This is a genomic window from Prosthecomicrobium sp. N25 (assembly GCF_037203705.1).
GTDB lineage: Bacteria > Pseudomonadota > Alphaproteobacteria > Rhizobiales > Ancalomicrobiaceae > Prosthecodimorpha.
Genome location: NZ_JBBCAT010000005.1, coordinates 11,238 through 23,818 on the forward strand (window position 1 = coordinate 11,238; position 12,581 = coordinate 23,818).

General features: G+C 66.7%; 13 protein-coding genes. 1 reads left to right on the plus strand and 12 read right to left on the minus strand.

Annotated elements, in window-relative coordinates:
- The 12 genes from WBG79_RS24530 to WBG79_RS24585 form a co-directional block, all read right to left on the minus strand.
- Window positions 1–711 carry an ABC transporter ATP-binding protein gene (locus tag WBG79_RS24530; RefSeq protein WP_337359871.1) on the minus strand — a complete coding sequence of 237 codons (711 nt, stop codon included), beginning with the start codon at window positions 709–711 and terminating at the stop codon, window positions 1–3.
- Window positions 708–1,469: an ABC transporter ATP-binding protein gene (locus tag WBG79_RS24535; protein WP_337359872.1), complete on the minus strand. Its 762-nt coding sequence runs from the start codon at window positions 1,467–1,469 to the stop codon at window positions 708–710. The genes WBG79_RS24530 and WBG79_RS24535 overlap by 4 nt, the downstream gene beginning before the upstream one ends.
- On the minus strand, window positions 1,462–2,487 hold the full coding sequence (locus WBG79_RS24540) for a branched-chain amino acid ABC transporter permease (protein WP_337359873.1): 1,026 nt from the start codon (window positions 2,485–2,487) through the stop codon (window positions 1,462–1,464). The genes WBG79_RS24535 and WBG79_RS24540 overlap by 8 nt, the downstream gene beginning before the upstream one ends.
- A 10-nt stretch (window positions 2,488–2,497) precedes the next feature.
- Window positions 2,498–3,364, minus strand: a complete 867-nt coding sequence (locus tag WBG79_RS24545; protein ID WP_337359874.1) for a branched-chain amino acid ABC transporter permease — start codon at window positions 3,362–3,364, stop codon at window positions 2,498–2,500.
- A gap of 88 nt (window positions 3,365–3,452) precedes the next feature.
- Window positions 3,453–4,667, minus strand: a complete 1,215-nt coding sequence (locus WBG79_RS24550; RefSeq protein WP_337359875.1) for an ABC transporter substrate-binding protein — start codon at window positions 4,665–4,667, stop codon at window positions 3,453–3,455.
- A gap of 387 nt (window positions 4,668–5,054) precedes the next feature.
- The gene (gene benD, locus WBG79_RS24555; protein WP_337359876.1) at window positions 5,055–5,843 is read right to left on the minus strand and encodes a benzoate diol dehydrogenase BenD; all 789 of its coding nucleotides are present in this window, start codon (window positions 5,841–5,843) and stop codon (window positions 5,055–5,057) included.
- Window positions 5,840–6,856, minus strand: coding sequence for a benzoate 1,2-dioxygenase electron transfer component BenC (gene benC / locus WBG79_RS24560; protein WP_337359877.1), 1,017 nt, complete (start codon window positions 6,854–6,856; stop codon window positions 5,840–5,842). The genes benD and benC overlap by 4 nt, the downstream gene beginning before the upstream one ends.
- A gap of 33 nt (window positions 6,857–6,889) precedes the next feature.
- A complete protein-coding gene (gene benB / locus WBG79_RS24565; protein WP_337359878.1) occupies window positions 6,890–7,414 on the minus strand; it encodes a benzoate 1,2-dioxygenase small subunit in 525 nt (174 codons plus the stop codon).
- Window positions 7,415–7,500: 86 nt separating this feature from the next.
- Complete coding sequence (gene benA / locus WBG79_RS24570; RefSeq protein WP_337359879.1) at window positions 7,501–8,877, minus strand: benzoate 1,2-dioxygenase large subunit; 1,377 nt, start codon at window positions 8,875–8,877, stop codon at window positions 7,501–7,503.
- A 72-nt stretch (window positions 8,878–8,949) separates the two neighbouring features.
- The gene (locus tag WBG79_RS24575) at window positions 8,950–9,879 is read right to left on the minus strand and encodes a dioxygenase family protein (protein WP_337359880.1); all 930 of its coding nucleotides are present in this window, start codon (window positions 9,877–9,879) and stop codon (window positions 8,950–8,952) included.
- 33 nt (window positions 9,880–9,912) lie between these two features.
- Window positions 9,913–10,203: a muconolactone Delta-isomerase gene (gene catC / locus WBG79_RS24580; RefSeq protein WP_337359881.1), complete on the minus strand. Its 291-nt coding sequence runs from the start codon at window positions 10,201–10,203 to the stop codon at window positions 9,913–9,915.
- A 3-nt stretch (window positions 10,204–10,206) separates the two neighbouring features.
- The gene (locus WBG79_RS24585) at window positions 10,207–11,382 is read right to left on the minus strand and encodes a muconate/chloromuconate family cycloisomerase (RefSeq protein WP_337359882.1); all 1,176 of its coding nucleotides are present in this window, start codon (window positions 11,380–11,382) and stop codon (window positions 10,207–10,209) included.
- Window positions 11,383–11,733: 351 nt separating this feature from the next.
- On the opposite strand from WBG79_RS24585, the gene WBG79_RS24590 reads away from it, so the two are divergent.
- Window positions 11,734–12,579 carry a 3-keto-5-aminohexanoate cleavage protein gene (locus WBG79_RS24590; protein ID WP_337359883.1) on the plus strand — a complete coding sequence of 282 codons (846 nt, stop codon included), beginning with the start codon at window positions 11,734–11,736 and terminating at the stop codon, window positions 12,577–12,579.
- Window positions 12,580–12,581 lie beyond the last annotated feature (2 nt).

Here is a 12,581-nt window from a genome sequence, read left to right on the forward strand (position 1 = left end):
TCAAACGCCCAGGTGCTTTTCGAGGATGGCGGGCTCCGCGGCGAGCTGGGCCGGCGTCCCGTCGAAGGCGATTTCGCCCTTGGTCATCACCACCATCCGGTCGGCGACCTTCGAGAGCGAGCGGTGATCCTTGTCGACCACGATCGTCGCGATGCCCTCCTCCCCGATGATCCGGAGCGTCCGCCAGATGTCCTGCGCGATGAGCGGGGCCAAGCCCTCGGTTGCCTCGTCGAGGAGGATCAGGTCGGGGTTCGTCATCAGGGCCCGTCCGATGGAGAGCATCTGCTGCTCGCCGCCCGACAGCTGCTGGCCGCCATTCATCCGCCGCTGATAGAGGCGGGGGAACACCTCGAACACGCGTTCGAGCGTCCAACGTCGCGTTCCGGTGACGCCGGGGCGGGCCGCCATGGTCAGGTTCTCGACGACCGAGAGAGAGCCGAAGACGCCCCGCCCCTCGGGGACATAGGCGAGGCCCTTGCGGGCGATGTCCTCCGGCTTTGCGCCGAGCGTGCTGCCGCCCGCAAAGGTGATCTCGCCCCGCTTGTCGGCCAGCAGCCCTGTGAGTGACTTCAGCAAGGTGGTCTTGCCCATCCCATTGCGCCCGATCAGCGCGATCTGTTCGCCCCGGCGGACGGTCAGGCTCACGCCGTGCAGCACCTGGCTGACGCCGTAGAAGCTTCTGAGATCGTGAATGGCGAGAAGCGTGCTCATGCGGCGATCTCCTGGTCCTGTCCGAGATAGGCGGCTCTCACGGCGGGATCCTTGCGGACATCGGACGGCGAACCCGATGCGATGACCTGCCCGTCCGCCATGACGGTCAACCGGTCGGCAAGCGAGAAGACAGCGTCCATGTCGTGTTCGACGAGGAGCACCGCGCGGCCGTCCTTGAGGCGGCGGATGATCTCGATGATCCGAAGAGCCTCGGCGTGGCCCATGCCGGCCAGCGGCTCGTCCAACAGGATGACCTTGGGCTCTGTGGCGAGGACCATGGCGATCTCGAGCTGACGCTGCTCGCCATGGCTCATGGAGCGCGCCGTCGTGTGCCGGCGGCTTTCGAGACCGACCTCCGTGATCGCCGCCTCCGCGCGTGCATTGACATTGCCGTCCCGGGAGACGGGGCCGAACAGGCGGACGGGCTGGCCGCCGTGGGCCTGCGCCGCCAGTCTGACGTTCTCGAAGACCGTCGCCCCCGCGAAGATCGTGGTCTTCTGGTAGGAGCGGCCGACGCCGGCCATGGCGCGCCGGTCCGGTGCGAGACCCGTGATGTCCCGATCCCGCAACAGTACGGCGCCGGCCGTCACGGCCGCGTCTCCGGACAGGAGGTTCACCAGGGTGGACTTGCCTGCACCGTTCGGGCCGATGACCGCGTGGACCTCGTCCCGATGGACATCGATCGAGACGCACGACACCGCCGTGAGCCCGCCATAGCGCTTCTCGAGCGCGGTCGCCTTGAGGAGAATCTCAGACATGGGTGATAGCCTCCTTCACCCTGGCGGGGGCCTGCGTCGGGACGTCGGAGTCGCGGCCGTCCCCGGTCCGGCGCGGTGCCAGCATCGCAGCGAGCTGCTGCAGGCCGCCCGGCAGCGCGAACACCAGGGCGATCACGATCAGCCCCTTGAGCAGCTTCCAGTGCTCGACGCTGGATTTGAGCACCTCCTCCAGCCCGAGGAGGGCTATGGCGCCGACGATCGGGCCGAGGATGGAGCTCATCCCGCCCAGCACCACCATGACGAGCACGCTGGCCGAGAGATGCCACCCGAGCATCTGCGGGGCGACGAAGCCGAACTGCGCGGCCGAGAAGAAGCCCGCCACCGCAGCGATCATCGCCGAGATGACGAAGGCCGTGAGGCGTATGCGGAACACGGGGAAGCCCAGGGACAAGGCGCGGCGCTCGTTCTCCCGGGCCGCCACCAGCGCATGTCCGAAGGGCGAGCGGACCAGGGCTCGCACCAGCAAGGCGGCACCGACCAGGGCGACGAGGGCGATGTAATAGAATGCCGTCGCATCCTCGAGGTCGATGAGCGTCAGCGCACCGAGGGTGAACTCCGGCTTGAAGTAGATGTAGAGCCCGTCGGACCCGCCACCGATCTTCGTGTCGTGGAAGAGGTAGAAGAGCATCTCCCCGAAGGCGAGGGTCACCATGATGAAGTAGATGCCCCGAGTGCGAAGAGACAGGGCGCCGATGACGGCGGCCACGGAGCCGACCGCCAGCAGGGCTGCCGGCAGCGCGATCCATATCGATGCGCCCGAACCTTCCGGCGTCAGGAAGCCGAGAACGTAGCCTGCGAGCCCGAAGAAGGCCGCATGGCACAGGCTCACTAGGCCGCCGAACCCGACGACGAGGTTCAGCGACAGCGCCAGCATCGCCATCAGCAGCGCCTTCGACGCGAACTGGACGTAGTAGCCCGGCGCGACGAAAGGCAGCGCGACCGAGAGCGCGAGAAGAACGGCGCAGAGCGCGCCTGAATTGGCGGGGGAGCGTGTCAATCGAGCCTCCTCAGGCCTTGCCGAGCAGGCCGTTGGGCCGCCACAGCAGCACGCCGGCCATCAGCACGTAGATCAGGATGGACGAGACCTGCGGGAAGAAGACCTTGCCGAAGGTGTCGGTGAGGCCGAGCAGCAGAGCGCCGATCGCAGCCCCGGGGACCGAGCCGATTCCGCCCAGGACCACAACCACGAAGGACAGGATCAGCATGCCGTCCCCCATTCCCGGGAAGACGGTCGAGATCGGCGCCACGAGGATGCCGGCCAGCGCCGCAAGAGCGATCCCTCCGGCGAAGACGTAGCGGTTGACGAGATCGAACGGCACGCCGAGCGCCCGCGTCATGTCGCGGTTCTCGGCACCGGCCCGGATCACCATGCCGAGGCGGGTCTTCTGGATCACGTAGAAGATCGCGGCGGCGAGGCCCAGACATGCGACGCAGAGGGCGAGCCTGTAGACCGGATAGGACAGGACATCCGTGAGCTGGATCGAGCCGGCGAGCCACGACGGGGGGGCGACCGCATGCACGTCCTTCCCGAATGCGATTTGCCGCAGTTCGTCGATCACGAGGATCAAGCCGAAAGACAGGAGAACCTGTGCGAGGTGGTCGCGACCGATCATCCGCTTCACGAAGATCTCCTCGAGCAGGATCCCCATGAGGAAGGAGATGGCGAGCGCCCCGATCAGCGCGAGGGTGAAGCTCCCCGTTTGGGACGCGATGGCCCAGGCGAGATAGGCGCCCAGCATGTAGAAGGCGCCGTGGGCGAGATTGATGACGCCGAGTATGCCGAAGACCAGGGTCAGGCCGCTCGCGACGAGGAACAGCACGAGGCCGTATTGCACGCCGTTCAGCAGCTGAACGGCGAAGGTGATCGCGTCCATGGCGGTCCATCCTTGAGGAGGAGACTGATGAGGGGCGGGCCGACCGGTTGGCGGACGCACCCGCCCGGATAGGCCCGGGCGCGCGGTCTCAGCTCGCGACGCGGCAGCCTCGGGCCGGGTCGTCGACGGCCTGGCCGGCGATCGAGACCATTTCGTTGCGGCCGTTGCGGACCTCGCGCAGATAGACGTTCTGGACCGGGTTGCCCGCGCGGTTGAAGGACAGCGGTCCCCGAGGGCTCTCGATCCTGGCTGCGCGCATGGCCGCCAGAGCCTGGGACCGGGCCGACCAGTCGCCCCCGGTCGCCTTCAAACCCTCCGCGAGGAGCGCGGCAGCGTCCCAGCCCTGCACCGCGTAGATGTCGCCATCCTGGCCAGTCTTGGCCTTGAAGGCCTCGAGGAAGGCGCGATTGGCCGGATTGTCCAGGTCGTCCGCATAATGGAGCGTCGTCCGGATGCCGTTGGCATCCGCGCCCTGGGCGGGCAGCGTGCCGTCGGTCAGAAAGCCCGCTCCGTAAAGCGGAACCGTGCGGCCGAGCCCCGCTGCCGCGTAATCCTTCACGAACTTGACGGCGCCCCCGCCGGCGAAGAACGCGAAGACGGCGTCGGGCCGCAGCGTCGCGATCCGGGTGATGAGCGCCTGGAACTCCACTTCCGGGAAGGGCAGTGCGAGGTCCTCGACGATCGTCCCGCCAGCCTTGGTGAAGCCCTCCTTGAACGCGTCGATCATCTGGGTCCCGGCGGCGTAGCGCCAGGTGATCGTGACGACCCGGCGGCGCCCCTCGTCGAACATCACCTTGCCCATCGGCTGGCAGACCTGCCAGTTGGAGAAGGACGTCCGGAAGATGTGGGGCGCGCACATCGGGCCGGTGGCCTCGTTGACGCCGGCATTGGGAATGATCAGCGGCGTGTTGGAGTCCCGGGCGACCTTCACCATCGCCATGGCGACGCCCGAATGGACCGTGCCCACGACGAGGTCGACCTTCTCCCGGCCGACGAGCCTGTTCATGTTGTCGGTCGCGCTCTCGGGCTTCGACTCGTCATCGACCTGGACGAACTCGATCCGGCGACCGCCCAAGCTTCCGCCTTGCCGTTCGACGTAGAGGCGAAAGCCGTCGTCAATGAACTTGCCCAGCTTCGCGAAGGTCCCCGAGTAGGGGAGCATGAAGCCCACCTTCAGCGGCGCCGCCTGGGCGATCGCCGGGGTTGGAAACCGGATGGCCGAGACGCCCGTCCCGAGGGCTGCGGCTCCGAGAAGAAAGCTCCGGCGGCTCGTCGGAATTGGAGATGAAATCGAAGTCGGCATGACAGTTCCTCCCACAGGTTTCTGAGCAGTGTTCGCGACCCGGAGCAGATGGTCTGCACATGATCCGTCTCCTATCGAGCGCATCTTCCCGTCGCTGACCGTATGAACGGGACGTCCCGAGGGACAGGATCGATTGCGTCTGTTTTCATATCTCCCGGGTATGAATCCGGCAGAAGAAGACGCTGCTCTCAGGTCTTCGGACGGAACGGGCATGCAGGCCCGATACGCCGGACCGGACCTCGTCCGGTGTGCGATGATTGGAAAGCCGCCCGCTCGGTCGCCGCCGACGCCGGAGCGCCGTCCGCGCGCGATGGCTCGGTCGCCGGATCCACAGGGCGGCGTGGTGCGAGTGGCCGGCGAGCGATGGCGCGTTCGGCCCGGAGGCGCTCAGCCCATTCCCTGGTCGCCGCCGCCCACCGGCAGGATCGTGCCAGTGATATAGGAGGCGTCGTCGGATGCGAGGAACAGGATGGCGGCGGCCATCTCGCGCAGCAGGCCGTAGCGCTTCATGTGGCTCGACTGGATCGTCTGGTCGACGACCTCCTGCATCCAGGCCTTGTCCCGTTCGGTCGGAACGTCGGCGCCGCGAGGGACCTTGCGGGGCGGGGCGGTCGTGCCGCCCGGCGCGACGGCATTGACGCGGATGTTCCTGGTTCCAAGCTCGAAGGCGAGCGACGTCGTCAACGCATTTACGGCGCCCTTTGCCGCGGAGTAGGGCACGCGGTTGATGCCCTTCGTGGCGATGGAGGAGACATTGACGATGACCCCCCTGCCTTGGTCGAGCATGTACGGCAGGACGGCGCGGCAGCCCCACATCGTCGGAAAGAGCGATCGCGAGATTTCGGCCTCGATCTGCCGTTCGTCGAAATGCTGGAACGGTCGCATCCAGATCGCGCCGCCGACATTCGTGATCAGCACGTCGATGGCGCCATGGGCGCGATGGGCCCGCGCCATGACGTCCTGGTTGCCGCTCCAGGTCTCCAGGTCCGCCGTCATGGCGGTGGCCTGGCCGCCCTCCTCGACGATCTCGCGGGCGACGTCCTCGACCAGCGGCGAGCGGTCCACGAGCAGCAGGCGGGCGCCTTCCCGGGCGGCCCTCAGGGCCACGTCCTTCCCGATCCCTTGCGCCGCCCCGGTGACGACGATGCTTTTCCCGGTGAAACGCTGGGCACTCACTTGGCGATCTCCGAGGGCGAGAACTTCTCGAAATGGAAGCTCGCCGGCTTGACGCCCTTTTCGGCGAGGTGGGCGCGCACGGCGTCGACCATCGGAGGCGGCCCGCACAGATAGACGTCGACATCGCCGCCGTGCAGCGCGGACTCGGGCAGGTGATGGGTGACGTAGCCCCGGCGCTCATGCGAGCTCGCCGGATCCGCGACGACCGTCGTGAACGTGAAGCCGGGGATGGTCTTGGCGAAGGCATGGAGCCGGTCCACGTCCACGAGATCGTGGTCGTTGGTGACGCCGTAGATCATGTGGACGGGCTGCGACGAGGCGGACTTCTCCAGGACCTCGAGCATGGCGAGGAAGGGGGCGAGCCCCGTCCCGCCGGCCAGGAACAGCGCCGGGCGCTTCAATTCGCGCAGGTAGAAGGACCCGACCGGGCCCGTGATCGTCAGCGCGTCACCCGGTGCGGCCCTGTCGGCCAGGTAGGAGGACATCAGCCCGCCCGGAATGTTGCGGACGAGGAACTCGACGGTGCCGTCCTTCGGCATGGACGAGAAGGAGTAGGATCGCGTCTGCGTCGTCCCGGGGACCGAGACGTTGACGTACTGACCGGGGAGGAACGACAGTCCGCCGGCGTCCGCGAGCCTGACCGAAAACCCGATGGTCGTGGGCGAGAGCTTGCGCACCTCGGCGATGGCCCCCGCCATCGCGCTCGGCTTCACCTTGCAGGAGGCGGACGAGGCCGGGATGCTGATCACGCAATCGGACTGCGCCTTCATCTGGCAGGTCAGGACGAATCCCCCGGCCGCCTCCTCTTCGGTCATTGCGTCGTCGATGTAGCTGCCGAGCGTGTAGTCGCCCTGCTCGCAGCGGCACTTGCAGGTGCCGCAGGCGCCGTCCCGGCAGTCCATCGGGATGTTCACGCCTTCGCGGTAGGCCGCGTCGGCGACGAGCTCGCCCGCGCGCGCCTGGATGAACCGTGTCACCCCGTCCTCGAAGTTGAAGGCGATCCTATGGGTCATGACGTCCTCCCTCCCGAAAGCGCGTCTCTTTGTTCAGATGTGATAGATGTCGACGACGTGATGGATGTAGTCGTTCTTGAGGACGACCTTCTTCCGGGTGACGAGCCAGCGTTCGCCGCGCGTGTCGATCGTATAGAACGACGTGCCAAAGTAGCTGTCGGTCGTCTTGTAACGGTAGCTGAGGTTGAACCAGTTGAAGCGGACCTTCAGCTCGCCGTCTGCCGCCTCCAAGATCTCTACGTTCGAGATGTTGTGGGACGTCCGGGGCTCTGGAAGCGAGGTCGCCGACGAGCGCTCGGTGCGGATGCGGAAGACGCGGTCTTCGAGGCCCTGCTTCGAGCCATAGTAGATCAGCGAGATCTCGGTCTGCGGATCTTCCGTCAGCAGATCGTCGTCGTCCCATGCCGGCATGTGGAAGGTGACGGTCGGAGCATAGCAGGCGAGCCAGGCGTCCCAGTCCCTGTCGTCGAGCGCGCGGGCCTCGGCATAGAGGAACGCCTCGACGTCCGTCACCGTGGCGGGCTGGGTCTTCGTCAATGCTTTCAAGGCCAGGGACATGGCTGTCCTCCCCCTTTCCCGTTGTGTTGGTCTCGTTGACTGTCGTGGTGCGCCCGGACGCGATCGAGCCCGGGCGCGGGCCCGTCCTACTCGGCGGCCTGCCTATGTGCGGCGGCCGCTTCCTTCCGCAGCCCTTCGATCAGGGTGTCGCGCCAGTAGGCGTGCTGGATGACGAAGAGGCCCTCGTCCTCGGTCTTGGCGCCAGAAAGCAGCGGCTTCATCTGGATGGCCTCGGCGTCGTCGTCCGCGCCCTCGATCCAGTGCACCGCGCCGCGCGACAGGTCGTTCCACACGGCATGGCGGGCGCCGTAGCCGATCTGGCACGAGCGGAACTCCTCGAGGTCGTCCGGGGTCGCCATGCCGGAGGCGTTGAAGAAATCCTCGTACTGCCGGATCCGATGGGCCCTCGCCTCGGCGCTCTCGCCCTTCGGGGCGATGCAGTAGATCGTCACCTCGGTCTTATCGACCGAGATCGGCCGGTACATGCGGATCTGTGACGAGAACTGGTCCATGAGGAACACGTTCGGGTAGAGACACAGGTTGCGGCTCTTTTCGATCATCCAATCGGCGCGCGCCTGGCCGAACTGCGCCGCCAATTCGTCGCGGCGTTCCCAGTTCGGGCGATCCTGCGGGTTGCTCCAGTTGGTCCAGAGCAGCAGGTGACCGTGCTCGAAGGAGTAGAAGCCTCCGCCCTTCTTGGCCCAGCCGCCGGCGTCCATGGCCCGGATGTCGTCTTTCCCGGCCGCGGCCACGGCGGCAGCCTTGCGGGCCTGCGTGGTGGCGGCGTAGTTCCAGTGCACCGAGGACACGTGATAGCCATCGGCCCCGTTCTCCGCCTGGAGCTTCCAGTTGCCGTCGTAGATGTACTGCGAGTTCCCGCGCAGCACCTCGAGTCCCTCCGGCGACTGGTCGACGATCAGGTCGATGATCTTTCGGGACTCGCCGAGGTGCTCCTCGATCGGCTTCACGTCGGGATTCAGTGAACCGAACAGGAAGCCTCGGTAGTTGGCGAATTTCGCGACCTTCTGCAGGTCGTGGCTGCCGTTCTTGTTGAAGCTCTCGGGATACCCGGCGCCGTCGGGATCCTTCGCCTTCAGGAGCTTCCCGGTGTTGTTGAACGTCCAGCCATGGAACGGGCATGTATAGGTCGACTTGTTGCCGCGCTTGTGCCGGCAGATCATCGCGCCACGATGGGAACATGCGTTCAGGAAGCAGTGCAGCTGGCCGTTACGGTCGCGGCTGATGACGATCGGCTGGCGGCCGATGAATCCGGTGATGTAGTCGTTGTTCTTCGGGATCTGGCTCTCATGGGCGAGATACACCCAATTGCCTTCCCAGATATGCCGCATCTCGAGCTCGAACAGCTCCGGGTCGGTGAAGATGTCGCGGCGGCAGCGGTAGTGGCCGGTCTTCTCGTCGTGCTGGACGGAGTCCTGGAGGCGCTGGATCAGAGCTTCGGACATGGCGTTCTCCCCTCGTGTTCGCTTTTTCGGCGGGGGCCGCGCTCTTCGGCGCGGCCCGTCTGTCGCGATCGGTCAGGCGGCGATGACGTGTTCGCGCGCGACCTCGGTCGCCGGGGCTCCGGCCCGCTCCTTGGTGAGGACGATGTCGAACTTCGCCCTGGCGAAGGGCCGGTTGAAGCCGGCGCTGCGGATCTCGCCCGGATCGGTCACGCGCTCGAGGGTGACGATCAGCTCGTCACGGGTCCCGAAGGCGAAGTCGGTGTAGAGGTACTTGTCGCCGGTGAAGTTGAACTGGGTGGTCAGCTTCCGGTAGCCGGGCGCCGAGATGAAGAAGTGCACGTGAGCCGGGCGCTCCGCATGGCGCCCGAGCAGGTTCATGGCCTTGCGCGTGCAGCTCTCGGGCGGGCAGCCGTAGCCGTTCGGCACGATGGAGCGGGCGAGGTACCGCCCCTTGGCATCGGTCTCGATCCGGCGGCGCAGGTTGTAGGGCGCCTGCTCCCCGTCGATGAACGAATAGCCGCCCTTCGAGTTGGCGTGCCAGATGTCGACGATCGCGCCGGAGATGATGTTGCCGTCTTCTCCGCGCACCTGGCCCTCGATGATGAAGGGTTCGCCCGGATCCGTGCCGTCGTCCATGCGGGCCTCGCCCTTGGAGAGCGGGGCACCAGCGACGTAGAGCGGCCCTTCGATGGTCCGCATCGTCCCGCCCTTGATGCCCGCCCGCTTCTCGGCCTCGTCGAGGCGGAGGTCCAGGAAGTGCTCGAGGGCGACACCGGGCACGAGCAGACCGAACTCGTTGTTCTTGGCGGTCTGGCCCAGGAAGGTCATGGCCGACCAGAACTCCTCCATCGTCACGTCACACTCGTCGATCACCTGCATCAGGCGATAGAGGAGCCGGTTGGTGACTTCCTTGACGCGGGCATCGCCTCCGGTCTGGCCGATGCCGGACGCTTCGGCCGCGAGGGCCTTCATCTGGGACTTGCTGATCAGGTTGGCAGGCATGGCATTTCCCCCGTTTTGGTGAGTTCCGACGGTTCAGCGATCGTCGTCGTGGATCGACGACGGGTGGCGGCAGAGCGGAGACACGTCGATCTCCATGAAAGGAAAGAGCGGCAGGGTCGACAGGATGTCGTGCAGTTCCTGCGGGCTCTCGACGTCGAAGACCGAAATGTTCGCGTACTGGCCGGCCACCCTCCAAAGGTGACGCCACTTGCCCGACCGTTGCAGCTCCTGTGCGCGGGCGCGTTCCGTGGCCTTGAGCTGATCGGCCGTCGCGGCCGGCAGGTCGTGGGGCAATCGCACCGTCATGCGGACGTTGAAAAGCATGGCTCAGGACCCCGTCTTTAGCCGCGGCATGACATGGACGCCGCGCTCCTGCCGATCGCGGCGGAACCGGCTCAGCTGGCTTTCGTCGATCGACACGCCGAGCCCGGGACCCGTCGGGACTCCGAGGCTGAACTCGGCGTAGTCGAGCGGATGCTCGAGAATCTCCTCCGTGAGGAGCAGCGGGCCGAACAACTCGGTGCCCCACTCGATCCGCGGGAAGGTCGCGAAGAGCTGGGCGGCGGCCGCGGTGGCGACGCCGGCTTCCAGCATGGTCCCGCCATACAGGCCGATCCCGGCCGCCTCGGCGATGGCCGCGACCTTCGCCGCGGCAAAGAGGCCCCCGGACTGCAGGATCTTGAGGGCGAACACGTCAGCCGCCTCGGCCCGGGCGACGATGAAGGCCGTCTCGGGACCCTGCAGCGACTCGTCCGCCATGATGGCGACGGACGTCTCGCGAGCCAGGCGCGCCAGGCCGCCGAGGTTCTTGTAAGCGACCGGCTGCTCGATCAGGTCGACTCCCGCGTCCTTCAGGAGCGGCAGGCAGGCCGAAGCCGTGGCCTCGCTCCACGCCTGGTTGACGTCGACGCGAATCGAAGCCTTGTCGCCGAGTGCGTGCTTGATGGCTGCGACATGGGCGATGTTGGCCTTCGGGTCGCCCTTGCCGATCTTCAGCTTGAAGATGTTGTGGCGGCGGCGGGAGAGCATCTCCTCGGCCTCGGCGATGTCGCGGCCGGTGTCGCCGCTGGCGAGCGTCCAGGCCACGGGCAGGCGCTCGTGCTGCCGTCCCCCGAAGAGATCGGAAATCGAGAGACCCTTGCGCCTCCCGAAGGAATCCAGCAGCGCCGTCTCGATCGCACATTTCGCGAAGTTGTTGCCCTGGACGGACCTGCCGATCAGCGACATCGTCTCGCCGATGCGATCCGGGTCGGCCTGCATTAGAATTGGCGACATGTAGGTGTCGATCGCCAGCTTCATGCCTTCCGGGCTCTCGGGACCGTAGGCGAGCCCGCCGATGGTGGCGCCCTCGCCGATGCCCACGGTGCCGTCCGAGGTCCGGATCCTGACGATCATCAGGGTCTGGCCGCTCATCGTGGTCATGGCCAGTTGGTGCGGTCGGATGGTCGGCAGGTCGACCAGGATGGTCTCGACCTTCTCGATTTTCACGGCAGGATTGGACACGGTTTTCTCGGCTCCACCTTGACGATCGGACCATATGTCCGCCGGGCGGCCTCCGACAGGATCGATTGCGTCTATTGTCATACCGCTCAGGTATGGGGCGGCAGCGTCGATAGCCGGCCGATCGAACGCGGCCTGGCCACGCCGGATCGGGATCGTCACCTGCTGATGTCGAAGCCTCATGCCCCGCAGGTATGCAGACATACTCCCCGCAGCATTGCCCCGCGGACGCGAATGAGGTGACGGTCCGGCCCGGCCGGCGAGCACCGACCGGGCATGCGCCGCACACGCTATCGATCGCGTGCCGCATGCGCCGCTGGGACGGTGCGTTCTGCCGGAAGAAGGAACGAAGACATGCCAAGCCCCGCGGAGAACCCCTGCATCATCTGCGTCGCGATCACCGGGTCGCTGCCGACGAAGCTGAACAACCCGGCGGTGCCGATCTCCGTCGACGAGCAGGTGGAGAGCGCGCAAGAGGCGTTCGAGGCAGGTGCCACCATCGCGCACTGCCACGTGCGTGACGACGAGGGCCGTCCGACCTCCGACCCGGAGCGCTTCGCCCTCCTGAAGGAGGGGCTCGAGAAGCACTGCCCCGGGATGGTCGTGCAGCTCTCGACGGGCGGGCGCTCGGGCGCGGGAAAGGCGCGCGGCGGCATGCTGCCGCTGCGCCCGGACATGGCGTCCCTGTCTGTCGGCTCGAACAACTTCCCGACGCGCGTCTACGAGAATCCGCCCGACCTGGTGGACTGGCTCGCCTCGGAGATGCTGACCCACGACGTGAAGCCGGAGATCGAGGCCTTCGACCTCAGCCACATCGTCCAGGCCACGCGCATGGTCGCCGACGGCCGGTTGAAGGGTCCGCTCTACGTCCAGTTCGTGATGGGCGTGAAAAACGCGATGCCGGCGGACAAACCCGTCTTCGACTTCTACATCGAGACGCTGAAGCGCTTGGCGCCGGACGCGCAGTGGTGTGCGGCGGGCATCGGCGCGGACCAACTCACGATCAACGAGTGGTCGATCGCCGCCGGCGGTCACACCCGGACCGGGCTCGAGGACAACGTCCGGCTCGACCGGGAACGCCTCGCCCCCTCCAACGCGGCGCTAGTGAAACGCGCCGCCGAGATCTGCGCGCGCCATGGGCGCCCCGTCGCCACGTGGCAGCAGACACGAACCATCCTCGGCCTGCGCATGCCGGCCTGACC